The following is a 25,797-nucleotide window of genomic DNA, read 5'->3' as shown; positions in this document are numbered from 1 at the left end:
CGGATTCCGGCGTCGTGAAGCGGGATGCCGCCGAGCCGATGAGAGTGATCTCCGCCACCACGACCAAGTACAAGTCGGCCGGTCCACTGGCCCGCGTCCAGGCCCTCCGGGCCCGGGTGCGGTACTGGCTGGACCGGCCGCTCACCCCGTACCTGCTGATCGTCGGCAGCACCCTGCTGCTGGTCGTGCTCGGCCTGATGATGGTCTTCTCGGCCTCGCAGATCCTCGCCCTGAACCAGCACCACACGGCGCAGTACTACTTCCTCAAGCAGCTGATCGCGGCCATCCTCGGCCTGGTCCTGCTGATCGGCTTCGCCTCCGTCCCGTTGGCGGTGCTGCGGGTGATCGTCTACCCGGTGATGATCGGGGTGATCGGCGCCCTCACCCTGGTCGCCATCCCCGGCATCGGGGTGCGGATCAACGGCAACCAGAACTGGCTGGACTTCGGCTTCTTCCAGTTCCAGCCCTCGGAGTTCGCCAAGCTCGCGCTGGTGCTCTGGGGCGCCGACCTGCTCGCCCGCAAGCAGAAGGCCGGCACCCTCACCTCCTGGAAGCACCTGCTGGTGCCGCTGGTGCCGGGAGCCCTGCTGCTGCTCGCGCTGATCATGTTCGGCGGCGACATGGGCACCTCGATGATCCTGGTGGCCATGGTGTTCGCGCTGCTCTGGATGGTCGGCGCGCCGCTGCGGCTGTTCGTGGCCACCCTCGGGGTGGCGGTGGTGGTCTGCACCGCCCTGGTGGTCACCGTGCCGCACCGGGCGGAGCGGCTGAGCTGCATCGGCGTCACCAAGATCGACCCGGAGGGCGCCTGCTTCCAGGCCCTGCACGGCGCCTTCGCGTTCGCCAACGGCGGCGGCTTCGGCACCGGCCTCGGCGCCGGCGTGGAGAAATGGGGCCAGCTGCCCGAGGCGCACACCGACTTCATCTTCGCCGCGACCGGCGAGGAACTCGGTCTGGTGGGGACGCTGTCGGTCCTCGGCCTCTTCGCGGCACTAGGCTACGCGGGTATCCGTGTGGCCATCGGCACGAAGGACCCCTTCGTCAGGTACGCCGCGGGAGCCGCCACCACCTGGATCATGGCGCAGGCCATGATCAACCTGGGGTCGGCACTGGGACTGCTGCCCATCGCGGGCGTCCCGCTCCCGCTGTTCTCCTACGGCGGTTCCGCCATGCTGTCGGCCATGTCCGCGATCGGAGTGCTGCTGTGCCTGGCGCGCAGTTCCTCCGGCGCGAAGGCGGCCCTGGCCGCCCGGACCAAGAACTCCCGGATCAGGAGACAACTGGCCCGGGTGCTGCCACGACGACGAACCACAGCGCGCCCGGCCCCGGGGCCGGCACGCAGGGAGCGGTGAATTTCGGTGCATGTCGTACTCGCCGGCGGGGGGACCGCCGGTCACATCGAGCCGGCCATGGCCCTCGCGGATGCCCTCCGCAGGCACGACCCGTCCGTCGGGATCACCGCCCTGGGCACCGAGCGCGGACTGGAGACCCGGCTGGTACCCGAGCGCGGCTACCAGCTGGAGCTCATCCCGGCCGTCCCGCTGCCCCGCAAGCCCACCCCGGAGCTGATCACCGTCCCCGGCCGGCTGCGCGGCACCGTCCGGGCCGCCCAGGAGATCATCGAGCGGGTCAACGCGGACGCCGTGGTCGGCTTCGGCGGCTACGTCGCGATGCCCGCCTACCTGGCCGCCAAGCGGGCCGGCGTGCCGATCGTGGTGCACGAGGCGAACGCCCGTCCGGGCCTGGCCAACAAGATCGGCGCCCGCTACAGCGACTTCGTGGCGGTCTCCACGCCGGACAGCAAGCTGCGCGACTCCCGGTACATCGGCATCCCGCTGCGCCGGACCATCGCCACCCTGGACCGCGGCGCCGCCCGCCCCGAGGCCCGCCAGTACTTCGGCCTCGACCAGCGGCTGCCCACCCTGCTGGTCTCCGGCGGCTCCCAGGGCGCGCGCCGGCTCAACGAGACGATCACCGCGATCGCCCCGCGGCTCCAGCAGTACGGCGTGCAGATCCTGCACGCGGTCGGCCCGAAGAACGAGCTGCCGCAGGTGGCGGACGTCCCCGGGATGCCGCCGTACCGCCCGGTTCCGTACCTGGACCGGATGGACCTGGCCTACGCGGCCGCCGACATGATGCTCTGCCGGGCCGGTGCCATGACGGTGGCCGAGCTGGCGGCCGTCGGCCTGCCCGCCGCCTTCGTCCCGCTGCCGATCGGCAACGGCGAGCAGCGGCTGAACGCCCAGCCGATGGTCAAGGCCGGCGGCGGTCTGCTGGTGGACGACGCCGAGCTGACCCCGGACTGGGTGTTGCAGAACGTGCTGCCGGTGCTCACCGACCCGCAGCGGCTGTGGGACATGAGCCGGGCGGCCGCCGAGTTCGGTCGCCGGGACGCCGACGACCTGCTGGTCGGCATGGTCTACGAGGCGATCCAGGCCCACCGCGGCGGCCGCCGCCGTGGCTGACGGCCGGCTCGCCGACCCGTTGGAGGAGGAGCTGGAGGAGGAGGAGTCCGCTCCCCGCCTCCGGCTCTCCCGGCGGGGCATCGTGGTGCTGGGCGCGCTCGGCGCCGCGGTGTTCGGCGTGCTGGCCTGGCTGGTGTTCTTCTCCTCGGTCCTGGACGTGCGCGACGTCGCCGTCCAGGGGACGAGCGACGACAAGCTGACGGCGGACCAGGTCCGCGCGACGATCGGCGGGCTCGGCGACGGCCCGCTGGCGCGCGTGGACCTGGACGACGTCCGCCACCGGGTGGAGACGATCCCCCGGGTGGCCACGGCCGAGGTGTGGCGGGGCTGGCCGCACACCCTGCGGGTGAAGGTCGTCGAACGCAAGGCGGTGGCCGCGGTCAAGGGGGATGACGGCCAGTTCACCCAGGTGGATGCCGGGGGCGTGAGCTTCGCCACCGAACCGGCCCCGCCGGAGGGCCTTCCCGTGGTCGAGCTGCGGCTCAGTCAGCAGGCGAACGACGCGGACGGGGTGATCTCCCGTTCGCAGTTGGTGCAGGGCGCGGTGGCGGTGGCCGCCGGGCTGCCGCCGGAGGTCGCCAAGCGGGCGGGATCGGTGCTGGTGCACTCGTACGACGACATCGAGTTGCAGCTCAGCGGGGGTGCGACGGTGCGCTGGGGGAGTCCGGAGCAGATCGACCGCAAGGCCCGGGTCCTGGTCGCCCTGATGAAACAGAAGGGCACGAACTTCGACGTGACGGCGCCGGAGGCGCCGGCGGTGTCGGGATGATCCGGTAGGTTCTCTGCCTGAGGGTGGGGTTGACGCCTCGAAGTGTCGGCCCGACTCTTGGTGGTCACCCCCGGTTTCCTAAGCCGGCCGATGATCACATAGGCTCAAAAGAAAAAGGGAAGCTCGGCGTGTTCGTTGAAACACGTGCCTGGAGCCACCTAGTGTCCTGTGTCACCAGACTGTGTTTCCTGGTGATGTGACGGAGACACAGAACTAACCCTAAAGGTCAAGTTTAGGGTTGGGGTCGGCGGTCGGCATTTCGGACATTCAGTCAGAAACCAGGCTCCCTACCCATCGACATCCGTCGGTACGGCCCCGCCCCGGGTCGGGCCGACCCGGAAATTCGAGGCGAGAGGCCTTCGACGTGGCAGCACCGCAGAACTACCTCGCAGTCATCAAGGTCGTCGGAATCGGCGGCGGTGGTGTCAACGCCATCAACCGGATGATCGAGGTCGGTCTCAAGGGCGTCGAGTTCATCGCGATCAACACCGATGCGCAGGCCCTCCTGATGAGCGACGCCGACGTCAAGCTCGATGTGGGCCGTGAACTCACCCGGGGCCTCGGCGCCGGCGCCAACCCCGAGGTCGGCCGCAAGGCCGCCGAGGACCACCGCGAGGAGATCGAGGAGGTCCTCAAGGGGGCCGACATGGTCTTCGTGACCGCCGGTGAGGGCGGTGGCACGGGCACGGGCGGCGCTCCCGTCGTCGCCAACATCGCGCGCTCGCTGGGCGCCCTGACCATCGGCGTGGTCACCCGCCCGTTCACCTTCGAGGGCCGCCGCCGGGCCAACCAGGCCGAGGACGGCATCGCCGCCCTGCGCGAAGAGGTCGACACCCTCATCGTGATCCCCAACGACCGGCTGCTGTCCATTTCGGACCGCCAGGTCAGCGTGCTCGACGCTTTCCGCTCGGCCGACCAGGTCCTGCTCTCCGGTGTCCAGGGCATCACCGACCTGATCACCACCCCGGGTCTCATCAACCTCGACTTCGCCGACGTCAAGTCCGTCATGTCGGAAGCCGGTTCGGCGCTCATGGGCATCGGCTCGGCCCGCGGCGAGGACCGCGCCAAGGCCGCCGCCGTGATGGCGATCTCCTCGCCGCTGCTGGAGGCCTCGATCGACGGCGCCCGTGGCGTGCTGCTGTCCATCTCGGGCGGCTCCGACCTCGGTCTGTTCGAGATCAACGAGTCGGCCCAGCTGGTCAGCGAGGCGGCCCACCCCGAGGCGAACATCATCTTCGGTGCGGTCATCGACGACGCGCTCGGCGACGAGGTCCGGGTCACCGTCATCGCGGCCGGCTTCGACGGCGGGCAGCCGCCGGCGATCGTCCGCGACCCCGTGGTCAAGTCCACCACCCCGGAGCGCCCGGCCACTCCGCCGGCCGCCCCGGAGCGCCCGGCCGGCCGCCCGTACGGGAGCATCGGCTCGGTGACGTCCCGTTCGGAGGGCGAGTCCTCGACCTCCGGGTCGAGCCGGACCGCCGAGACCCAGGTCACCGCGACCGCCGCCGCCCCGGTGCCGCCGCAGGTGCAGCCGGCCCGGCAGCCGTTCGTGGAGAGCCCGGCCGAGGAGCTCGACGTCCCGGACTTCCTTAAGTGATCGATCACGCGATCCGCGCGGGTGCTCACTTCGCCTTCACCTCCCGGTGGGGCGGGGTGAGCACTTCGCCGTACGGGGAGCTCAACCTCGGCGGCGCCGTGGGGGACGACCCGCGGGCCGTGCGGGAGAACCGGGCGCTGGCCGCCCGGCGGCTGGGGCTCGACCCGGCCGACGTGGTGTGGATGAACCAGGTGCACGGCGCCGAGGTCGCCGTGGTGACCGAGCGCCAGCAGCTCGGGCAGGCCCCGACGGTGGACGCGGTGGTCTCCGACCGGCCGCTCGCGCTGGCGGTGCTGACCGCCGACTGCACCCCGGTGCTGCTGGCCGATCCGGTGGCGGGCGTGGTGGGCGCGGCCCACGCGGGCCGGCCCGGGCTGGCGGCCGGGGTGGTGCCCGCGGCCGTCCGGGCGATGGTCGAACTGGGCGCGGAGCCCTCGCGGATCACCGCCGCCACCGGACCCGCGGTCTGCGGCCGCTGCTACGAGGTGCCGGCCGGGCTGCGCGACGAGGTCGCGGCGGTGGTGCCGGAGGCCTTCGCGGAGACCTCCTGGGGGACTCCGGCCCTGGACGTTCCGGAGGGAGTCGCGGCCCAGCTGGCCGCGGCGGGGGTCAACGAGCTGGTGCGGTCACCGGTCTGCACCCTCGAATCCGCCGATCACTACTCCTATCGCCGCGAGCAGCGCACCGGCCGGCTCGCGAGCTACGTCTGGTTGGGCTCTGATCACTGATGACGAACGACATCTACGGACCGTTCCCGGGAAGCACCGAGTTCGTGGCGGCGCTGACGGAGGGCCAGCGGGCCCGGTACGAGGAACTCGGCACCAACCTCGAGGTGGTCGAGCGCCGGATCGCGGACGCGTGCGCGGCCGCCGGGCGCGCCCGGGACGAGGTCACCCTGGTCGTCGTCACCAAGACCTACCCCGCCGAGGACACCGCGCTGCTGGCCGGACTCGGTGTGACGGACGTCGCCGAGAACCGCGACCAGGACGCCGCTCCCAAGGCGGAGCAGTGCAGAAACCTTCCTCTTGACTGGCACTTCGTCGGCCAGCTGCAGACCAACAAGGTCCGCTCGGTCGTCCGGTACGCGAACCACGTGCACTCGGTGGACCGGCTCCGGCTGGTCGAGTCGCTCTCCGCGGCGGTGCTCAAGTCGGAGCGCCCGGAGCTGGGTTGCCTGGTGCAGGTGGCGCTGGACAAGGCGCACGGGGAGGGCGAGCACCGGGCCGGGGTCGCGCCGGAGGACGTCGCGCGACTGGCCGACGCCATCGCCGACACGCCCGGGCTGCGACTGGACGGTGTGATGACCGTCGCTCCGCTGGCCGGCCCGTTGGCCGGAGATCCGGCCCGCGCCTTCGATCGACTGGCGGAAATCGCAACCGCCGTACGGGCGGACCATCCGGCTGCCACCATGGTCTCCGCAGGGATGAGCGGCGACCTTGAGCAGGCGATCGCGGCCGGAGCGACACATGTGCGCGTCGGAACGGCGGTACTCGGAGTGAGGTCACCCCTCAGGTAACGTCACCGGGTAAGTAGATCAGACAGCAGGACAAAATAGGACAGAATCTAGCAGCTCTTCGGAGTGCTAGCGAACCGTGGATCGCAGCTCCGCGGCCCCCGCTCCACGCATCTGACCGGCCGTCGGGCTGACACGCCGTCGTGGAGGGACCGCGGAATCCGCAGGCGGGGCCGTCATACGAGCCCGGGCTGCCGGGACGGAGCGCCGGTCCGCACGGAGCGAGCGAAGCGGGCGACCGTCAGAAGGTGCGCGCGTCGCGAAGCTGCCGCCGAGCGTCAGCGAGGCGGCTATGAGCGGAGGAGACAGGAGCATGGCCGGCGCAATGCGCAAGATGGCGGTCTACCTCGGCCTCGTGGAGGACGAGACGTACGACGGCCAGGGGTACGACCCCGACGACGACTACGACGCGGATCCCGAACCGATCCGGACGGGCCAGCGGACCGAGGACATCCCCCGGCCGGCTCCGGCCCCCGCGGCCGCCGCGCCCGCCCCGGTCTCCTCGATCACCCCGCAGCCGGTGCCCGCGGCGGTGCCGATCCGGCAGGAGACTCCGAGGATGGCCCCCGTGTCGTCCATCACACCCGAACGCCGCCACAACCTGGAGAAGAGCGCACCGGTGATCATGCCCAAGGTCGTGAACGAACGAGAGCCCTACCGCATCACCACGCTGCACCCCCGAACCTACAACGAGGCCCGTACCATCGGGGAACAGTTCCGTGGCGGGACTCCCGTGATCATGAATCTGACCGAGATGGACGACACCGACGCGAAGCGACTCGTAGACTTCGCCGCTGGACTCGTCTTCGGTCTGCACGGCAGTATCGAGCGCGTGACACAGAAGGTGTTCCTGCTGTCGCCTGCTAACGTCGATGTCACGGCGGAGGACAAGGCTCGGATCGCCGAGGGTGGGTTCTTCAACCAGAGCTGACCCGGCCACGACTTTACGTGTGGATCTGATCAACAGTGGGTTAGCGACAGGTGACGAGCGGCAGGCCCGAGGGATCGGGACCGGGGAGAGGGAAACGCGATGGACATCGTGTGGGCGGTGCTCTACTACGCCCTGACCGTCTTCCTGGTGTTCCTGCTCGTACGACTGGTCATGGACTGGGTCTTCCAGTTCGCGCGTTCGTGGCGGCCCGGCAAGGCCATGGTCCTGGTCCTGGAGGCCACGTACACTGTCACGGATCCGCCGCTCAAGCTTCTTCGGCGGCTCATTCCGCCGTTGCGTTTCGGGGGCGTGGCGCTCGACCTGTCCTTCTTCGTACTGATGATCATTGTGTATGTCCTGATCTCGCTTGTGCACCCCTAGTCGTAGGTGAGCGATGCGACAGGATGCCGGTGTGCCGACGATCACGTTGAGGTGAAGAGATGCCATTGACCCCCGAGGACGTTCGGAACAAGCAGTTCACGACCGTCCGCCTGCGTGAAGGCTATGACGAGGACGAGGTCGATGCCTTCCTCGACGAGGTCGAGGCGGAGCTGACCCGCCTCCTCCGGGAGAACGAGGACCTGCGCGCCAAGCTGGCCGCCGCGACTCGTGCCGCCGCGCAGAACCAGGCCAACCTGCGCAAGGAACCGCAGCAGGAGGCCCCCCGACAGGGTGGCGCTCCGGTGCCCGCCGCCATATCCGGCCCGCCGGTCCCCGGCCAGCAGGGTCCGGGCGGCCCCCAGCAGATGGGCCCCGGTGGTCCGCAGCAGATGGGTCCGGGTGGTCCGCAGCAGATGGGCCCCGGCGGCCCCCAGCAGCAGATGGGCAACCAGCCCCTCGGCCTGCCCGCCGGCTCCGCCCCGCAGCTTCCCGCTGCCGGCGGCCCGCAGCAGCAGATGAACCAGACCATGGGTGGCCAGCAGCAGTTGGTCCAGCCGATGGGCGGTCAGATGCTCCAGCCCATGGGCGGCCCCGGTGGCCCGCAGCAGATGGGCAACCCGATGGGCCAGGGCATGGGCCAGGGCATGGGCCAGCAGCAGATGCAGCCGATGGGTGGCCCCATGGGCGGCCCGCAGCAGATGGGCGGCCCGATGGGCGCCCCGATGCAGCAGCAGGGCCCCGGTGGCGACAGCGCCGCCCGCGTGCTGGCGCTCGCTCAGCAGACCGCCGACCAGGCGATCTCGGAGGCCCGTTCCGAGGCCAACAAGATCGTCGGCGAGGCGCGCAGCCGGGCCGAGGGCCTGGAGCGCGACGCCCGTGCCAAGGCCGACGCGCTGGAGCGGGACGCGCAGGAGAAGCACCGCGTCGCGATGGGTTCGCTGGAGTCGGCGCGGGCCACGCTGGAGCGCAAGGTCGAGGACCTGCGGGCGTTCGAGCGTGAGTACCGCACGCGTCTGAAGTCGTACCTGGAGACCCAGCTGCGTCAGCTGGAGTCGCAGGCCGACGACTCGCTCGCTCCGCCGCGGATCCCCGCCACCGCGTCGCTGCCGCCGGCGGCCTCGTCGATGGCTCCGGCCGGTGCCGGTGCGATGGGCAGTGGCGCGCCGAGCTTCGGTGGCAACCAGCCGTCCTTCGGGGGCAGCTCGCCGTCCTTCGGTGGGAACAGCTCCTTCGGTGGCGGCTCCTCCGCGCCGAGCTTCGGCGGGCAGTCGACCGGTGGCAACAGCGGTGCTCCGCAGATGCAGCCGGCCGGGATGACCCAGCCGATGGCGGCCGTCCGTCCGCAGCCGCCGCAGCCGATGCAGCAGGCTCCGGCGCCGATGCGGGGCTTCCTGATCGACGAGGACGGCGACAACTGAGGTTGTAGCAGGGCCTTCTGAGGGCGCCCCCTTTCCGACCCACGGTCGGGGAGGGGGCGCCCTTTGGCGTGCGTGGGGGCGTGCTCGTGGGTACGGGGCGCGGGCGTGGGGAACTCGGAGGGGGCGTGCGGGAGTTGGGGGCGTGGGGTGTGGGTGGGTACGGCGAAGCCGCCGTCACCCCGGGGGTGACGGCGGCTTCGTGGTGGGGCGTCAGGCCTTGCGAAGCTGGAAGGCCAGGCCGAGGGACTCGTCGGTGAAGGTCTCGGACTCCCAGTCGGCCGCACCGGCGGCGAAGTCCGTGGCCAGGACCTCCTCGGCGACGAGGGGGCCGTGCTCGGCGACGGCCTCGGCGGTCTCCTCCGAGGTGGCGCGCCAGCGCAGGACGATCCGGTCGGCGACGTCCAGGCCGGAGTTCTTGCGGGCCTCCTGGATCTGGCGGATGGCGTCGCGGGCGATGCCGAGGCGCTTGAGCTCCGGGGTGATGGCCAGGTCGAGCGCGACGGTGGCGCCGGACTCGTTGGCGACGGCCCAGCCCTCGCGCGGGGTCTCGGTGATGATCACCTCGTCCGGGGAGAGGGTGACCGTCTCGCCGTCCAGCTCGACCGAGGTCTCGCCGCCGGCACGCAGTTCGGCGGCCAGGCGGGCGGCGTCGGTGGCGGCGACCGCCTTGGCGACGTCCTGGACGCCCTTGCCGAAGCGCTTGCCCAGCGCGCGGAAGTTGGCCTTGGCGCTGGTGTCGACCAGGGAGCCGCCGACCTCGGCCAGCGACTCCAGGGTGGAGACGTTGAGCTCCTCGGCGATCTGCGCGCGCAGGTCGGCGGGCAGCTCCTCCCAGCCCTGGGCGGCGACCAGCGCGCGGGAGAGCGGCTGGCGGGTCTTCACGCCGGACTCGGCGCGGGTGGCCCGGCCCAGCTCGACCAGGCGGCGGACCAGCGCCATGTGCCGGGAGAGCTCGGTGTCGATCAGCGACTCGTCGGCGGTCGGCCAGCTCGCCAGGTGCACCGAGGCCGGGGCGTCCGGGGCGACCGGGGCGATCAGGTCCTGCCAGACCCGCTCGGTGATGAACGGGGTGAGCGGGGCCATCAGGCGGGTGACCGTCTCCAGGGCCTCGTGCAGGGTGGCGAGCGCGGCGGCGTCGCCCTGCCAGAAGCGGCGGCGGCCGCGGCGGACGTACCAGTTGGACAGGTCGTCGACGAAGCCGGAGAGCAGCTTGCCGGCGCGCTGGGTGTCGTACGCCTCGAAGGCGGCGTCGACCTCGCGGACCAGGGTGTTCAGCTCGGAGAGCACCCAGCGGTCCAGCTGCGGACGGTCGGCCGGGGCCGGGTCGTTCGCCGAGGGCGCCCAGTTCGCGGTGCGGGCGTACAGGGCCTGGAAGGCGACGGTGTTCCAGTAGGTGAGGAGGGTCTTGCGGACCACCTCCTGGATGGTGCCGTGGCCGACCCGGCGGGCCGACCAGGGCGAGCCGCCGGCTGCCATGAACCAGCGGACGGCGTCGGCGCCGTGCTGGTCCATCAGCGGGATCGGCTGGAGGATGTTGCCCAGGTGCTTGGACATCTTGCGGCCGTCCTCGGCCAGGATGTGGCCCAGGCAGACGACGTTCTCGTAGCTGCTCTTGTCGAACACCAGGGTGCCGACGGCCATCAGCGTGTAGAACCAGCCGCGGGTCTGGTCGATCGCCTCGGAGATGAACTGCGCCGGGTAGCGCTTCTCGAACAGCTCCTTGTTCTGGTACGGGTAGCCGTACTGGGCGAAGGGCATCGAACCCGAGTCGTACCAGGCGTCGATGACCTCGGGCACGCGGGTGGCGGTGCCGCCGCAGTCGCGGCAGGCGAAGGTCACCGCGTCGATGTACGGGCGGTGCGGGTCGAGGCCGCTCTGGTCGGTGCCGGTGAGCTCGGACAGCTCGGCCAGCGAGCCGACGCAGGTGAGGTGGCCCTCCTCGCAGCGCCAGATCGGCAGCGGGGTGCCCCAGTAGCGGTTGCGGCTGAGCGCCCAGTCGATGTTGTTGTTCAGCCAGTCGCCGAAGCGGCCGTGCTTGACCGTCTCCGGGAACCAGTTGGTGGCCTCGTTCTCGCGGATCATCGCGTCCTTGACGGCGGTGGTCCGGATGTACCAGGACGGCTGCGCGTAGTAGAGCAGCGCGGTGTGGCAGCGCCAGCAGTGCGGGTAGCTGTGCTCGTACGGCAGGTGGCGGAAGAGCAGGCCGCGCTCCTTGAGGTCCGCGACCAGGGCCTCGTCGGCCTTCTTGAAGAACTGGCCGCCGACCAGCGGGACCTCGGGGGCGAAGGTGCCGTCGCCGAGCACCGGGTTGACCACCGGCAGGCCGTAGCGGCGGCAGGTCGCGAGGTCGTCCGCGCCGAAGGCGGGGGACTGGTGGACGATGCCGGTGCCGTCCTCGGTGGTGACGTAGTCGGCGGTGAGGACGTAGTGGGCGTTCTCGATCTCGACCAGGTCGAAGGGGCGGCGGTAGTTCCAGCGCTCCATCTCCGCGCCGGTGAAGGACTCGCCGGTGGTCTCCCAGCCCTCGCCGAGCGCCTTGGCGACCAGCGGCTCGGCGACGACGAGCTTCTCGGTACCGTCGGTGGCCACCACGTAGGTGACCTCAGGGTGGACGGCGGCGGCGGTGTTGGAGACCAGGGTCCACGGGGTGGTGGTCCAGACCAGCAGGGCGGCCTGGCCGGCCAGCGGGCCGCTGGTCAGCGGGAAGCGGACGAAGACCGAGGGGTCGACCACGGTCTCGTAGCCCTGGGCCAGCTCGTGGTCCGAGAGGCCGGTGCCGCAGCGCGGGCACCAGGGGGCGACCCGGTGGTCCTGGACCAGCAGGCCCTTGTCGAAGATCTGCTTGAGCGACCACCAGACGGACTGGACGTACGACGGGTCCATCGTCCGGTAGGCCTCGTCGAGGTCGACCCAGTACCCCATGCGGGTGGTCAGCTCGGTGAAGGCGTCGGTGTGGCGGGTCACCGACTCGCGGCACCTGGCGTTGAACTCGGCGATGCCGTACGCCTCGATGTCCTGCTTGCCGGAGAAGCCCAGCTCCTTCTCGACGGCGAGCTCGACCGGCAGGCCGTGGCAGTCCCAGCCGGCCTTGCGGGCGACGTGGTAGCCCTTCATGGTCCGGTAGCGCGGGAAGACGTCCTTGAAGACGCGGGCCTCGATGTGGTGGGCGCCGGGCATGCCGTTGGCGGTGGGCGGGCCCTCGTAGAACACCCACTCGGGGCGGCCCTCGGACTGCTCCAGGCTGCGCTGGAAGATCTTGTTGTCCTGCCAGAAGGACAGGATCTGGTGCTCCAGGGCAGGCAGATCCACCTGCGCGGGAACGGGGTTGTAGGAGCTCATCGCGGGCGTCTACCTCCGGCGGATGCTGGGACTGGATCCTCCGGAGGGACGAGACGGACCTGCCGCCCCGCGGTACCACCCTCCTTGGCCGCGGTGATGCGTTCGCGGCCCTCTTGTTTGGGCTTGCTGCCGGGTCTAGTGGGCCACCGCGGTGATCGCGGCGGCCGTTCTTCCGGCGGCTCCGGGGTGATCTTCCCGTCGTGCACACCCCCGGGCTCACACCGTCCCCGGGTCGCTGGTGGCTGCGTACGTCGGTACTCGTCCCATCTGCGCCTTGCACGGCCAGTGTATCGGCCGGGTGAGTCGGTTTGTCCAAACCGTTTCCGGCGGGCGGGTGGGAGCGCTCCCCGGGGCGCTCGGGGAGCACTTCCGGGGCACTCCCGAAGCACTGCGAGGGCGTGCGGCGACGGAGGTTAGCCGGAGTCGATCTGGGCACAAATCTCTGAGCACACGGGGCGTGACGATTGGGGCGGCTGCCTGGGTGGGAACGTTATGAGGCGCCGGTATGTCATGTTGTGACCGGTTTTGATCGGGATTATCGTTCCGGCACTGGGAGCCGCCGGGAACCGGCGGCTCGATTCGTTCGTAGATGGGGTCGAAAGCCATGGCTGAGAAGGGAACCGGCGCGGGTACCGCCACCAAGCGGGCACGCAAGGCCGTGGCGGTCGACCCAGGGGAGGGGACCGTGACCACTACCGCACCGAAGAGCAGCACCGACACCGTCACCGCGTCGCGCGGCGCCGAGTCGGTGGACCCGGCCACGCTGCCGGTCCGGCCCGGCGAGGACCCGTGGACCACCGAGGAGGTCCACGAGCTGCACGACGAGCTGATCAGCGAGCTGGACCGGCTCCGGAGCGAGATCGACGCCGCCGAGACGGCCATCTCCGGCCTGATGCGCGACTCCAACGACGGGGCCGGCGACGACCAGGTGGACGCCGGTACGAAGAACATCTCGCGGGAGAGCGAGCTGGCGCTCGCCAACAACGCGCGGGACAGCCTGGCCCAGACCGAGCGCGCGCTGGAGCGGCTGGAGGGCGTCGGCTTCGGCACCTGCGAGTCCTGCGGCCAGGCCATCGGCAAGGCCCGGATGCAGGCCTTCCCCAGGGCGACGCTCTGCGTGCAGTGCAAGGCCAAGCAGGAACGCCGCTGAACCGGGCGACCGGAGCGACGCGGGGGGTCGGGCTTGCCGTACGCTCGACCCCGTAACGTCGCCTGAATAACGCCGCCTGACGCGTTCGTGAACGCGGGCAGGCCGTCACGGGCCCACCACCCTCCCCCTCCAGCGGACCGGGGGAGCTCCATCGGCAGCGGAGCGGATCATCAGTACGCAAGGTTCCCCCCAGACCCGGGACGACGCCGTCCCGTCCCCCGCCGATGCCGTGGAGGTGCCCGTGGCCGAGCCGACCGGGGCGTCCGCGGACGCCGCCACGGCCGAGAAGCCCAAGGGGCCGCGCCGGGTCGGCGTGCTGCTGGTCGTCGCCGTACTCGCCTTCCTGATCGACCTCGGCAGCAAGCTGCTGGTCGTCGCCCGGCTGGAGAACCACGCGGCGATCAAGGTGATCGGGGACGTCGTCACCTTCCAGGTGATCCGCAACTCGGGCGCGGCCTTCGGGATGGGGCAGGCGCTGACCGTCGTCTTCACGATGATCGCCTCCGCCGTCATCGTGGTGATCTGGCGGATCGCCCGCCGGCTGTACAGCCTGCCCTGGGCGATCGCGCTCGGGCTGCTGCTCGGCGGGGCGCTCGGCAACCTCACCGACCGGCTGTTCCGCGCGCCCGGCGTGTTCCGCGGGCACGTGGTGGACTTCATCTCGGTCCAGCACTTCGCGGTCTTCAACCTCGCGGACTCGGCGATCGTCTGCGGCGGGATCCTGGTGGTCCTGCTCTCCTTCCGGGGCAGCAACCCGGACGGGACCGTCCACCAGCCGACCGAGAAGGCCGAGAAGACGGAGCAGGCCGAGAAGTAGGCCTAGAAGTGGGCCGGGCCACCGGCGGGCGGGGGCGGGCCGCGTTTCCGGCATACTCGTACGGGTGAGTACCGCAGCGCAGAACCGAAGCCTCCCCGTACCCGACGGCCTGGAGGGCGAGCGCCTCGACGCCGCCCTGGCCCGGATGTTCGGCTTCTCCCGGACCAAGGCCGCCGAGCTGGCCGCCGACGGCAAGGTCACGCTCGACGGCGCCGTGGCCGGCAAGTCGGACCGGGTCACCGCGGGTTCCTGGCTGGAGGTCGAGATCCCCGCCCCGGCCGCCCCCGTGCAGGTCGTCGCCGAGCACGTCGAGGGCATGCGGATCGTCCACGACGACGAGGACATCGTGCTGGTGGACAAGCCGGTCGGCGTCGCCGCGCACCCCAGCCCGGGCTGGACCGGCCCCACCGTGATCGGCGGACTGGCCGCGGCCGGGTACCGGATCTCCACCTCGGGCGCCGCCGAGCGCCAGGGCATCGTGCACCGGCTGGACGTCGGTACCTCGGGGCTGATGGTGGTCGCCAAGTCCGAGCGCGCCTACACCGACCTCAAGCGGCAGTTCCACGACCGGATCACCGAGAAGCGCTACCACACGCTGGTGCAGGGCCACCCGGACCCGATGAGCGGGACGGTGGACGCGCCGATCGGGCGGCACCCCAGCTCGGACTGGAAGTGGGCCGTCACCCAGGACGGCAAGCCGTCCGTCACCCACTACGACCTGATCGAGGCGTACCGGGCCGCGTCGCTGCTGGCGATCAAGCTGGAGACCGGACGCACCCACCAGATCCGCGTCCACATGTCCGCGCTGCGCCACCCCTGCGTGGGCGACCTGACGTACGGCGCCGACCCGACGCTGGCCAAGCGGCTCGGGCTGACCCGGCAGTGGCTGCACGCGGTGTCGCTCGGCTTCGAGCACCCGTCGGACGGGCAGTGGGTCGAGTTCTCCAGCGAGTACCCGGAGGACCTGCGGAAGGCGCTGGACATCATCACGGCGGAGAGCTGAGGTGACGGTCGCCGCGATCCGGGTCGCCGTGGGGGAAGCGGACCTGGAGCTGGTGCGCGCCGTCCGGCACGAGGTCTTCGTCGTCGAGCAGAACGTGCCGGAGGAGCTGGAGTACGACGAGTACGACGCGACCTCGGTGCACCTGCTGGCCGTCGGGGCCGACGGGGCCGCGCTGGGGACGGCGCGGCTGATCCACGGCGAGCCGGCGCGGAAGCTGACGGGCGGTGTCGACGGGCGGGTGCTGCTGGGGCGGCTCGCGGTCGTCGCGGCGGCCCGGGGGACGGGGCTGGGCGCGGAGCTCGTCCGGGCGGTCGAGGCGGCGGGGGCCGAGCACGGGGGTGCGGAGGTCGAGCTGCACGCCCAGGTGCAGGCGCTCGGGTTCTACGAGCGGCTGGGGTACGTGGCGCAGGGGCCGGTGTACGACGACGCGGGGATCGCGCACCGGACGATGACGCGGGTGCTCTGAGGCGATCGAGGCGGGTGGGGCTGGACCTCCGGGGGTGGGTTTCCGGTGGTCGCCTTCCGCTGCGCGCAGCTCCCCGCGCCCCTGACGGGGCGCGGGGAGCTCTGTCTTTCGGGTCAGGAGTCGGTGGTGCGCAGGCGGGGGAGGGTGTGGGGGTGTTCGTCGCGCAGGTGGGCGATGAGCTGTTCGCGGATGTCGAAGCGGAGCTGGGCGGCGTCGTCGGGGGTGCGGGCGGTCATGGTGGCGCGGACGACGATGGTGCTGGGCGTGGTGTCGGTGACCTGGAGGGCCCACTCGGCGCCGTCCCAGAGCGGGTGCCGGTCGAGGCGGGCGCGCAGGGTGGTGCGCAGCTCGTCCACCGGGGTGGTGTGGTCGAGGTGGAGCAGGACGGCGGCCAGTAGGCCGGGGTCGCGGCGGGTCCAGTTCTCGAAGGGCTTGTTGACGAAGTACGAGACCGGGACGACCAGTCGGCGGTAGTCCCAGAGCCGGACCACCAGGTAGGTGAGGGTGATCTCCTCGACGGTGCCCTGCTGGCCGTCCACCACCACGGTGTCGCCGATCCGGACGGTGTCGCTGAAGGCGATCTGGAGGCCGGCGAAGAAGTTGCCCAGGGTGCTCTGGGCGGCGATGCCGGCCACGATGCCGATGAGGCCGGCCGAGGCGAGCAGGCTGGCGCCGACGGTGCGCATGGCGGAGAAGGTCAGCAGCATCACGGCCACCGTGACCACGACGATCAGCGCGCTGACCACGCGGCGCAGCATGCTGATCTGGGTGTGCACCCGCTGGATCCGGGCCGGGTCGTCGACGCGGGTCTCGTAGCGGCTGAGCAGGGCCTCCAGGGCGGCGGCCACCACGCGGACGGTGAGCCAGCCCAGCGAGGCGATCAGGAGCAGCAGGAGCAGGTGGTGCGCGCCGTCGTCGCCCGCCGTGCGGAGGATCCGCTGGAGTGGTTTGTTGGCGAGCAACAGGGCTGACGCCACGGTGAGTTGGAGCGGGATCCGGCATCTGCGGAGCAGTGGCCAGACCGGGGCCGAGGGGTGGCGGGCGGCGGTCCGCTGGAGGGCCTGGTCGACGATCCAGCCGACCGCCAGGGTGGCGGCGACGGTGGCGAGGAGCGAGATCAGCAGCCAGGGCATGGGCCGTACGATACTCGGGCACAGCGGGGTGAAACGGGCGAAATGGTGTGGTGGCCTTATCGGACGCCTACCCGGATGGCCGATACGATCAGCGCCCATGGAGTTCGGTGGGGCATGGCGTCGCTGGCGCGCCCGGGGAACAGCGGTCAGACGCAGGCTGCTCGCCGGGGCGGTGGCCCTGGTGGCGGTGGCCGCGGCGGGTACCGCGACGGTGGCGTCCGGCGGTGAGCAGGCGGTTCATCGGGAGGACCGTTTCCTCGGCATGCCGGAGACCCCCGGCAGCGCCGAGCAGGTCCAGCTGGACACCTCGTTCTTCACCACCGAGGGCGGCGGACCGCGCCCGGCGGTGCTGCTGGCGCACGGCTTCGGTGGCTCCAAGGAGGGCCAGCGCGAGCGCGCCGAGCAGCTGGCGCGGCAGGGGTACGCGGTGCTGACCTGGTCGGCGCGCGGCTTCGGGCACTCGGGCGGCCGGATCGGGCTGAACGCGCCGGACCGCGAGGTCGAGGACGTCAGGCACCTGGTGGACTGGCTGGCTCAGCGGCCCGAGGTGCGGCTGGACGCGCCCGGCGATCCGAAGGTCGGCATCACCGGCGCCTCGTACGGCGGGGCGGTGTCGCTGCTGGCCTCCGCGTACGACCACCGGATCGACGCGGTGGCCACCCAGATCACCTGGTGGAACCTGGCCGACGCGCTGTTCCCGCAGGGCGTGCAGGGCTCGGGCGCGGCGGACGGCGTGTTCAAGAAGCTGTGGGCCGGGATCTTCTTCACCACCGGCGCGGCCGGGGACCTCGGGCCCTCCGGCGAGGCGCCGCGGGAGAGCGGCGGGGCGGAGCCGAAGACGGACGGGCCGGTCGGCTGCGGGCGGTTCCTGGAGTCGCTCTGCCGGATGTACGACCGGGTCGCCACCGCCGGGCACGCCGATCCGGAGGCCGTCGCGCTGCTGGAGCGTTCCAGCCCGTCCTCGGTGGCGGCGCAGCTCAAGGCGCCCACGCTGGTGGTGCAGGGGCAGCAGGACTCGCTGTTCCCGCTGGACCAGGGGGACCGCATCGCCCGGGCGGTGGCCGCCAACGGCGCGCCGGTGGCGGTCGACTGGTTCGCCGGCGGCCACGACGGAGGGACGGACACCAGCGCAAGGGTCGACGACCGGGTGACGGCCTGGTTCGACCACTATCTGAAGGAGCGGGGGAACGACACCGGCGCCGCGTTCCGGGTCACCCGCACCGGCGGGGTCGACTCGACCGGCTTCCAGGCCGTGCTGCGCGGGGCCACCGCCGACCGGTACCCGGGGCTCGGCGGCACCGGCTCGCGGACCGTCGAGCTGACGGGCGGCGAGCGGACCCTCGCCAACCCGCCCGGCGGCGCGCCGCCCGGGATCTCGACGCTGCCGGGCGTCGGCGCACTCAGCCAGGCGGCCTCGCTGGGCGCCGGGCTCTCACTGGACTTCCCCGGGCAGAACGCCGCCTTCGACTCGGCGCCGCTGGACTCGCCGCTGCACCTGACCGGGCAGCCGACCGTCCCGGTGCGGGTGACGGCGGACCGGCCGGACGCCGTGCTGTTCGCGAAGCTGTACGACGTCGGGTCGGACGGCAAGGCGGTGCTGCCGCAGCAGCTCGCCGCCCCGCTGCGGGTCACCGGCGCGGACGCCGGACAGACCGTCACGGTGGCGCTGCCGACCGTGGACCACACCTTCCCGGCCGGGCACCGGGTGCGGCTGGTGCTGGCGAGCACCGACCTCGCGTACGCCTCGCCGGTCGAGCCGGCCACCTACCGGGTGGCGCCGGCCGGGGCGCTCACCGCGCCGACCGTCGAGGAGCTCGTCACCGGGGCGGCGCCGCTGCCCTCGCGCACGTGGGTGCTGCCGGTGATCGCCGTGCTGGTGGCCGCGGCCCTGGTACTGGCGCCGCGGCTGCGGCGCCGGCGGACCGCCACCGGCCCCGCCCTCGACCCGGAGCTGGCCGCGGTGCCACTGTGGATCAACGGGCTGAGCAAGCGCTACAAGGGCGCCCAGGACCGTTACGCCGTAAGGGAGTTGAGCTTCCGGGTGGAGCAGGGGCAGGTGCTCGGGCTGCTCGGGCCGAACGGCGCGGGCAAGACCACCACGCTGCGGATGCTGATGGGGCTGATCCGGCCGGACGCCGGGGAGATCCGGATCTTCGGGCACCTGGTGCGGCCCGGCGCGCCGGTGCTGTCGCGGGTCGGGGCGTTCGTGGAGGGCGCGGGCTTCCTGCCGCACCTCACCGGGCGGGCCAACCTGCGGCTCTACTGGCAGGCGACCGGACGGCCGGAGGCCGACGCGCGCTTCGACGAGGCGCTGGCCATCGCCGGGCTCGGCGAGGCGCTGGACCGCGCGGTGCGCACGTACTCACAGGGCATGCGGCAGCGGCTGGCGATCGCCCAGGCGATGCTCGGGATGCCGGACCTGCTGATCCTGGACGAGCCGACCAACGGGCTGGACCCGCCGCAGATCCGCGAGATGCGCGAGGTGATGATCCGGTACGCGGCCGGCGGGCGGACCGTGATCGTCTCCAGCCACCTGCTGTCCGAGGTCGAGCAGAGTTGTACGGACCTGGTGGTGATGGACCGCGGGCAGCTGGTCACGGCCGGCCCGGTCGCGGATATCGTGGGCGCCGGCGAGCTGCTGATGATCGGCATCGCCGGGCCGTACGACCCGGTGCCGGTGGTCGAGAAGGTGGGCGCGCTGGCCGGGGTCGGCTCGGTGGAGGCCGTCGAGGGCGGACTGCTGGTGCGCCTGGACGGACTGGCGGCCAGTGCGCTGCTGGCCGAACTGGTGCGGCTGGAGGTGCCGGTGGAGAGCGCCGGGCCGCAGCGGCGGCTGGAGGACGCGTTCCTGTCGTTGATCGGAGGTGGAGCGTGAGCGTCGTTCCCGAGGACCGCGCCGAGTCGAAGGACCGTGCCGGATCGATGAACCACGCAGGGTCGACGGACCACGCCGAGGGGTACCGGGCGAGCCGGACACTGCCGCTGCGGGTGGAGGCGATGCGGCAACTGCGCCGGCGCCGCACCATGGTGATCGGCGGGGTGCTGGCCGCCATGCCGTTCGTCATCCTGGCCGCGTTCCAGATCGGCGGCACCCCCGGCCGTCCGGGCCGCACCACCTTCATCGAGCTGGCCACCGCCTCGGGGGCCAACTTCGCGGTCACCATGCTGTTCGTGGGCACCGGCTTCATGCTGGTGATCCCGGTCGCGCTGTTCTGCGGGGACACCGTCGCCTCCGAGGCCAGCTGGTCCTCGCTGCGCTACCTGCTGGCCGCGCCGGTGCCCCGGGCCCGGCTGCTGGCCCGCAAGTTCGCGGTCGGGCTGGCGTTCTCGGCGGTGGCGGTGGCGATGCTGCCCGCGATCGGACTGGTCGTCGGCACGGCGGCGTACGGCTGGGGAGACCTCAAGCTGCCCGCCGGGGTCAGCCTGCCGGCCGGACAGGCGCTGCCCCGGATCGCCATCGCGGTGGCCTTCGTGTTCCTCGGCGAGATCGTGATCGCCGCGCTCGCGTTCTGGCTCTCCACCGCGACGGACGCGCCGCTGGGCGCGGTCGGCGGCGCCGTGTTCGCCTCGATCATCACCGGGGTGCTGGACGCCGTCACCGCGCTGGGCGACCTGCGGGAGTGGCTGCCGGCGCACTGGCAGTACTCCTGGGCGGACGCCCTGCAGCCGCAGCTGGAGTGGGGCGGCATGGTGCAGGGCGTCTCGCTGTCGCTCTCGTACGCGGTGGTGCTGCTGGCGCTGGCGTTCCGCGGCTTCGCGCGCAAGGACGTGGTGTCCTGAACGACCGCCGGGCCCCGGCCGGACGTGCGTTCGCGGGGCCCGGCGGGGGATGCGCGATCATGGGTGGGTAGCTGACCTCCCTGGTGAAGGACCCCGACCGTGGCCCAGATCATCCTCTTCCACTCCGCCTACGGACTGCGCCCGGCCGTGCACGCCGCCGCCGAGCGGCTGCGCGCCGCCGGGCACACCGTGCACACGCCGGACCTGTTCGACGGGCGGACCTTCGATTCCGTCGAGGAGGCGCAGGAGTTCCAGGAGGAGCTCGGCGGCCGCGACGAGCTGTTGCGGCGGGCGGTGACGGCGGCCGCGCCGGTGTCCGAGGGCGGGCTGGTGTACGCCGGCTTCTCGCTCGGCGGCGCGGTGGCGCAGAACCTGGCGCTGGCCGACGAGAAGGCGCGCGGACTGCTGCTCCTGCACGGCACCTCGGACCTGCGGGAGGACGCGGCCACCGAGATCCCGGTGCAGCTGCACATCGCGGAGCCGGACCCGTTCGAGCCGGAGGACTGGCTGAACGCCTGGTACCTGCGGATGCGGCGGGCCGGGGCCGAGGTGGAGGTGCACCGCTACCGGGGCGCCGGACACCTGTTCACCGACCCGGAGCTGCCGGACTGGGACGAGGAGGCGGCCGAGCGCGCCTGGGCGGCGTCGCTGGACTTCCTGGCGGAGCTGGACGGCTGACGCCTCGGCCGGGAGCCGGCGCCATGACCGGGAGCCGGCGCCATGACGGAACCCGGCGCCGTGACCGGGAGCCGACGTCGAGACGGAACGCGGCGCCGTGACCGGGGCGGCCGGCGCCGCGGCCCGGACCGCTGACGCCGCGGTGGCGGGTGGGGCCGCGCTCCGGGCCGGAAGGACTGTTTCCGGACAGCTACGGAGCGTGATCGAGGCCCGAGTGGTCCAGACCTCTCGGGCGCCCCGCGCCGCCCGGCCAGCACTGATGGCCGGACCGTGGACGATAGTTCACCGTGCGGCCGCCCGCGCGTAACAGTCGGCGGGCCCGTCCGGACGGCCGGAATTCCCAGGGCGTTGTTGATCTCCCGTGAATTGCCTTCATAGCATCGGTGTGCACTCCAACCCTCACTTGCCTGACGAATCCGTGGAAATGCCTTCGAGTCCTACCTCGGGCCATTTCCCGCGAACCCAGCTTGGAGCGGCACATGCTTGTTCTCGGAATTACCAACAATGACCTGGCCGGCGCCTGTCTGGTTCAGGACGGGACCGTCCTCGCGGCCGTCAGTGAGGAGCGGTTCAGCCGGGTCAAGGACCACAGGGCCTGGCCGGAGCAATCCATCGAGTACGTTCTGAAGGAGGCCGGGGTCACGCTTTCCGAGGTCGACCGGGTGGCCTACGGATGGCAGGCCGGATTCGACGCCGAAAAGCACCTGCTGCTCTATGTGGACCGCATTTCGGAGGAGGCCCTGCGGCGTCCCGAGGCGCTTCCGCACCTCCGTAAGCGGATATCCGACGAAATTCGCAACGACCGCGCGAAGCGCGCCGAGTTCGACGCCTTCACAGAGGACAACGGGCTGCGCGCCAAGGTGGTTCACGTCGACCACCACGAGTCCCACGGGCTCGGCGCCTTCCTGTGCTCGCCGTTCGACGAGGCGCTCGTGGTCACCTGTGACGGCCGCGGGGACTTCCAGTCCCTGACCGTCACCCACTACCACCCCGGCGGCGAGGAGGTGCTCCAGCGCGAGACCTCGATCGACAGCCTCGGCTACTTCTACGGCCGGATCACCAAGCTGCTCGGCTTCCGCCCCAACCGTCACGAGGGCAAGATCACCGGCCTGGCCGCCAACGGCGACCCGGACAAGCTCCTCCCGCTGATGCGGCGGATGATCGACGTCGAGGAGGACGGCTCGATCCGCGCCCGCTGCGGCGACTGGTACCAGCCGTCCTACGACGGCTACTCCGACGAACTGCTGCGCGAGATCGCGACCCACGAGCCGGCCGATGTCGCGGCGGCGGCCCAGCGGCACGTGGAGAACCTGCTGACCGCGGTGGTGGCGCGGCACATCGGCCGGGTGCCCAGCGGCAACGTCTGCCTGTCCGGCGGGGTCTTCGCCAACGTCAAGCTGAACCAGCGGATCTTCGAGACCCCGGGCGTGCGGAACATCTACGTGCTGCCGCCGATGGGCGACGGCGGGCTGCCGCTGCAGGCCGCCGTGGTGGTGGCCCACCGGGAGACCGGCGAGCGCCCGCGGGTGCCCTCGATGGCGCTCGGGCCGGACGCGGCGATCTCCGAGGGTCGGCTGGAGGAGATCCTGAACGACTACCCCGAGCTGCGCTACCGGCGGATCGGCGAGGACATGCGCGAGGTGCTGCTCGCCGCGCTGGAGGCGGACCAGGTCATCGGCACCTACCGCGGCCGGATGGAGTTCGGCCCGCGCGCGCTCGGGCGGCGCAGCGTCATCTACGGCACCGCCGACGTGACGATGAACGACTGGCTCAACAAGCGCCTGAACCGTACCGAGTTCATGCCCTTCGCGCCGATCACCGCCGAGGACCTGGCGGCCGACTGCTACGTGGGCTGGGACCCCGAGCAGCCCTCGGCGCTGTTCATGACGATCACCTACGACTGCCACGAGACCTTCGCCAAGGCCTGCCCGGCGGTGGTGCACGTCGACAACACCGCCCGGCCGCAGATCGTCCGGGCCCAGGACGACCCGTTCCTGCACGGTCTGCTGATGGCCTGGTACGAGCGCAGCGGGCAGGCCGCGCTGGTGAACACCTCGTTCAACAAGCACGAGGAGCCGATCGTCGGCTCGCACCGCGACGCGCTCGACCCGGTGCTCGACGAGGTGGTCGACCTGCTGCTGGTGGACGACGTGTACCTGGTCTGGAAGGACTCCGCCGAGGGCTTCATGGCGCGGCAGTCGGTCTGACCGGGCCCGACCCGGGGGCGGGCCGGGCGGGCGAGGGGCCTGGATCGTGGAGCGAGGTCTAGTCCAATTGACCGTCCGGCCCGTCGGCCGGGAGAGTGTGAACCATCGTCAGACCGTATGGCGCGAGCGCCGAGTGAGGAGACCGATGCAGCCGCAAGCCGGAACGCGGTACGAGGTCGAGGCCGTCGTCTTCGACATGGACGGGGTCCTGATCGACTCCAGGCCGGTGATCGAGGAGGCGTGGCGGTCGGCGGCTCGGCGCCACGGCCGGGTACTGACGGACCCGGAGCTGGAGGAGTACGTCCACGGGCGGACCGGCGACCAGACGGTCCGGCTGATCTTCCCGGACCACTCGGACGCCGACCGGAAGGCGATCTGGGCCGAGGTGGACACCGTCGAGGAGGAGGCCCCGTACCCGGTGATCCCCGGGGCCGACGGGCTGGCCACCCGGCTCCGGCGGGCGGGCGTGCCGGTCGGCCTGGCCACCAGCAGCTGGCCGCGGAAGATCGAGAACGCGCTCGGCGGGCTCGGCCTGCTCGACGTCTTCCGGGTGCGCGTCACCCGGGACGACGTCGAGCGGGGCAAGCCGCACCCGGACCCGTACCTGGCGGCCTGTCGGGGGCTCGGGATCCGGCCGCAGCGCACGCTGGTCTTCGAGGACTCGGTCAGCGGGGTCCGCTCGGCGGTTGACGCGGGGGCGGTGTGCGTCGGCATCGGCGGGCCGGCCCTGGTGGAGGCGGGCGCGGTGGTCGCGGTGCCGGACTTCACCGCGCTGGTGGTGGACCACGCCGGTGACGCGGGGCCGCTCGTGCTGACCGACCCGGACGGGCTGGTGGCGGTGGTGCTGACGGCCGGGCCGCACGGTGGCTGAGCCGGGGCGGGCGGCGGCGGACGTGCCGTCGGGCGCTTCGGCGGATGCGATGGCGGACGTGTCGGCGGACGTGCCGGCAGGGGCGCCGGCGGGGGTGGCGTCCGGGGCGGCGGACACGCCGGTGATGGCCGGGTCGGCGGCCGTCTCGGCGTTCGGCGTCTTCCTCGTCCTGGGGGTGCTCACCGCCTCGCTCGGAGCCTCGCTGCCCTTCCTGCGGGAACGTTTCGGCGCCGAGCACGAGGTGGGACGGGTGGTCTCCGCCTACAACCTCGGCGCGCTCGCCGCGACCGTCGGCATCGGCCTGCTCGGGCGGCGGCTGAACGTCAGGGCGGCGCCGCCCGTCCTGCTCGCCGTCTTCGCGGCGGGCGCGGCCGGGATGGCGGCCAGCCCCGGCTGGGTCGGCTACCTCGGCTGCGCGGCGGTGGCCGGCGTCGGGTACGGCGGACTGGCGCTCACCCTCAACACGGCGTTCGCGCGCGGCTTCGCGGGCAACAGCGTGGTGATGGTCAACCGGCTGAACGCGGTGTTCGGGATCGGCGCGATGCTGGGCCCGCTGGCCGCCGGGGCCCTGGGCCGAACCGACATCCGGCTGCTGGCGCTGGCGGCGGCGGTGTGCTCGCTGCCGTGCTTCCTGGTCGGGCGGGCCGGGGCGGTGCTCGCCACGACGCCCCGGACCGAGGCCGAGGACCGCGGCGAGGCCGGCGGACGGCGCGGCGGGGTCGTCGTGGCGTTCCTGCCGTTCCTGCTGGTCGGCCTGGTGTACGCGGGCCTGGAGACCAGCATCGGCGCCTGGCAGTCGACCCAGCTGGTCCGCGAGGGCTGGAGCACCCAGGCGGCGACCACCGCGGCCTCGGGGTTCTGGGCCGGGCTGGCCGTCGGCCGCCTGGTGATCCCGCAGCTGACCCGGCGGGTGCCGGGCCGCACCGCGCTGCCGGCCTACCTGGCGGCCGCGTTCGGCGCGCTGGCGCTCGCCGCCGTGCCGCACCTCGCGGTGGCGGCCTACCCGCTGGCCGGGCTGGCGCTGGCGCCGGTGCTGCCGACGCTGATCGCCTGGGTCTCCGGCGTGGCGGAGGTGCCGCAGCAGGCGACCTCGGTGCTGACGCTCTGCTGCATGCTCGGCAACGCCGTCGTACCGGCGGTGGTGGGGGCGCTCGGCGGGTCCGGCGGGCCGGTGGTGATCCCGGTGGTGCTGGCGGGGGCGTGCCTGCTCTGCCTCGGACTCGCGGGATGGCTGCGGGCCGTACGGCGGTGAGCGCCGGCCGGCCCGGGCGGTCGGGAG

At 72.2% G+C, this 25,797-nt stretch carries 21 protein-coding genes; 19 read left to right on the top strand and 2 right to left on the bottom strand.

Annotated elements, in window-relative coordinates:
• Positions 1 to 38: 38 nt before the first annotated feature.
• The 9 genes from ftsW to ACGF13_RS05795 all read left to right on the top strand — a co-directional run bounded on the left by ftsW (position 39) and on the right by ACGF13_RS05795 (position 9,074).
• Complete coding sequence (gene ftsW / locus ACGF13_RS05835; RefSeq protein ID WP_392869325.1) at positions 39 to 1,352, top strand: putative lipid II flippase FtsW; 1,314 nt, start codon at positions 39 to 41, stop codon at positions 1,350 to 1,352.
• A 6-nt stretch (positions 1,353 to 1,358) separates the two neighbouring features.
• Entirely contained in the window at positions 1,359 to 2,465 is a 1,107-nt protein-coding gene (gene murG, locus ACGF13_RS05830; RefSeq protein ID WP_392869323.1) for an undecaprenyldiphospho-muramoylpentapeptide beta-N-acetylglucosaminyltransferase, read from the top strand.
• Positions 2,458 to 3,234 carry a cell division protein FtsQ/DivIB gene (locus tag ACGF13_RS05825; RefSeq protein ID WP_392869321.1) on the top strand — a complete coding sequence of 259 codons (777 nt, stop codon included), beginning with the start codon at positions 2,458 to 2,460 and terminating at the stop codon, positions 3,232 to 3,234. The genes murG and ACGF13_RS05825 overlap by 8 nt, the downstream gene beginning before the upstream one ends.
• 364 nt (positions 3,235 to 3,598) lie before the next feature.
• Entirely contained in the window at positions 3,599 to 4,831 is a 1,233-nt protein-coding gene (gene ftsZ, locus ACGF13_RS05820) for a cell division protein FtsZ (RefSeq protein ID WP_392869319.1), read from the top strand.
• Positions 4,828 to 5,559 carry a peptidoglycan editing factor PgeF gene (pgeF, locus tag ACGF13_RS05815; RefSeq protein ID WP_392869317.1) on the top strand — a complete coding sequence of 244 codons (732 nt, stop codon included), beginning with the start codon at positions 4,828 to 4,830 and terminating at the stop codon, positions 5,557 to 5,559. The genes ftsZ and pgeF overlap by 4 nt, the downstream gene beginning before the upstream one ends.
• Complete coding sequence (locus ACGF13_RS05810) at positions 5,559 to 6,347, top strand: YggS family pyridoxal phosphate-dependent enzyme (protein WP_392869315.1); 789 nt, start codon at positions 5,559 to 5,561, stop codon at positions 6,345 to 6,347. Before pgeF ends, ACGF13_RS05810 begins: the two co-directional genes overlap by 1 nt.
• Before the next feature lie 310 nt (positions 6,348 to 6,657).
• Positions 6,658 to 7,275 (top strand): cell division protein SepF, encoded by a 618-nt coding sequence (locus ACGF13_RS05805; protein WP_224276937.1) that lies wholly within the window; start codon positions 6,658 to 6,660, stop codon positions 7,273 to 7,275.
• 99 nt (positions 7,276 to 7,374) lie between these two features.
• Positions 7,375 to 7,656, top strand: coding sequence for a YggT family protein (locus ACGF13_RS05800; protein ID WP_030060143.1), 282 nt, complete (start codon positions 7,375 to 7,377; stop codon positions 7,654 to 7,656).
• Positions 7,657 to 7,715: 59 nt separating this feature from the next.
• Positions 7,716 to 9,074 carry a DivIVA domain-containing protein gene (locus ACGF13_RS05795; RefSeq protein WP_392869313.1) on the top strand — a complete coding sequence of 453 codons (1,359 nt, stop codon included), beginning with the start codon at positions 7,716 to 7,718 and terminating at the stop codon, positions 9,072 to 9,074.
• A gap of 210 nt (positions 9,075 to 9,284) precedes the next feature.
• On the opposite strand, the gene ileS is transcribed toward ACGF13_RS05795, so the two are convergent.
• A complete protein-coding gene (ileS, locus tag ACGF13_RS05790) occupies positions 9,285 to 12,413 on the bottom strand; it encodes an isoleucine--tRNA ligase (RefSeq protein WP_392869311.1) in 3,129 nt (1,042 codons plus the stop codon).
• A 685-nt stretch (positions 12,414 to 13,098) separates the two neighbouring features.
• Here ileS and ACGF13_RS05785 point away from each other — a divergent pair.
• The 4 genes from ACGF13_RS05785 (at position 13,099) to ACGF13_RS05770 (ending at position 15,849) form a co-directional block, all read left to right on the top strand.
• The gene (locus ACGF13_RS05785; RefSeq protein WP_392869309.1) at positions 13,099 to 13,563 is read left to right on the top strand and encodes a TraR/DksA family transcriptional regulator; all 465 of its coding nucleotides are present in this window, start codon (positions 13,099 to 13,101) and stop codon (positions 13,561 to 13,563) included.
• Positions 13,564 to 13,804: 241 nt separating this feature from the next.
• The gene (gene lspA, locus ACGF13_RS05780) at positions 13,805 to 14,380 is read left to right on the top strand and encodes a signal peptidase II (RefSeq protein ID WP_392869307.1); all 576 of its coding nucleotides are present in this window, start codon (positions 13,805 to 13,807) and stop codon (positions 14,378 to 14,380) included.
• Between the two features lie 64 nt (positions 14,381 to 14,444).
• Entirely contained in the window at positions 14,445 to 15,383 is a 939-nt protein-coding gene (locus ACGF13_RS05775) for an RluA family pseudouridine synthase (protein WP_392869305.1), read from the top strand.
• A 1-nt stretch (position 15,384) separates the two neighbouring features.
• Entirely contained in the window at positions 15,385 to 15,849 is a 465-nt protein-coding gene (locus tag ACGF13_RS05770) for a GNAT family N-acetyltransferase (protein WP_392869303.1), read from the top strand.
• Positions 15,850 to 15,962: 113 nt separating this feature from the next.
• Here the strand turns inward: ACGF13_RS05770 and ACGF13_RS05765 are convergent, their stop codons facing one another.
• Positions 15,963 to 16,982, bottom strand: coding sequence for a mechanosensitive ion channel family protein (locus ACGF13_RS05765; protein WP_392869301.1), 1,020 nt, complete (start codon positions 16,980 to 16,982; stop codon positions 15,963 to 15,965).
• Between the two features lie 97 nt (positions 16,983 to 17,079).
• Between ACGF13_RS05765 and ACGF13_RS05760 the strand changes: the two genes are divergently transcribed.
• The 6 genes from ACGF13_RS05760 (at position 17,080) to ACGF13_RS05735 (ending at position 25,770) form a co-directional block, all read left to right on the top strand.
• Positions 17,080 to 19,857, top strand: coding sequence for an alpha/beta fold hydrolase (locus ACGF13_RS05760; RefSeq protein ID WP_392869299.1), 2,778 nt, complete (start codon positions 17,080 to 17,082; stop codon positions 19,855 to 19,857).
• Between the two features lie 47 nt (positions 19,858 to 19,904).
• The gene (locus ACGF13_RS05755) at positions 19,905 to 20,762 is read left to right on the top strand and encodes an ABC transporter permease (protein WP_392870060.1); all 858 of its coding nucleotides are present in this window, start codon (positions 19,905 to 19,907) and stop codon (positions 20,760 to 20,762) included.
• A gap of 99 nt (positions 20,763 to 20,861) precedes the next feature.
• Positions 20,862 to 21,440: a dienelactone hydrolase family protein gene (locus ACGF13_RS05750; protein ID WP_392869297.1), complete on the top strand. Its 579-nt coding sequence runs from the start codon at positions 20,862 to 20,864 to the stop codon at positions 21,438 to 21,440.
• 479 nt (positions 21,441 to 21,919) lie between these two features.
• On the top strand, positions 21,920 to 23,647 hold the full coding sequence (locus tag ACGF13_RS05745; protein ID WP_392869295.1) for a carbamoyltransferase: 1,728 nt from the start codon (positions 21,920 to 21,922) through the stop codon (positions 23,645 to 23,647).
• Positions 23,648 to 23,792: 145 nt separating this feature from the next.
• On the top strand, positions 23,793 to 24,518 hold the full coding sequence (locus tag ACGF13_RS05740; protein ID WP_392869293.1) for an HAD family hydrolase: 726 nt from the start codon (positions 23,793 to 23,795) through the stop codon (positions 24,516 to 24,518).
• A 49-nt stretch (positions 24,519 to 24,567) separates the two neighbouring features.
• Positions 24,568 to 25,770, top strand: coding sequence for an MFS transporter (locus tag ACGF13_RS05735; RefSeq protein WP_392869291.1), 1,203 nt, complete (start codon positions 24,568 to 24,570; stop codon positions 25,768 to 25,770).
• The last annotated feature ends 27 nt before the right edge of the window (positions 25,771 to 25,797 follow it).

The organism is Kitasatospora sp. NPDC048286, from assembly GCF_043201735.1.
GTDB lineage: Bacteria > Actinomycetota > Actinomycetes > Streptomycetales > Streptomycetaceae > Kitasatospora.
This window is presented reverse-complemented; position numbering and strand designations above follow the sequence as displayed.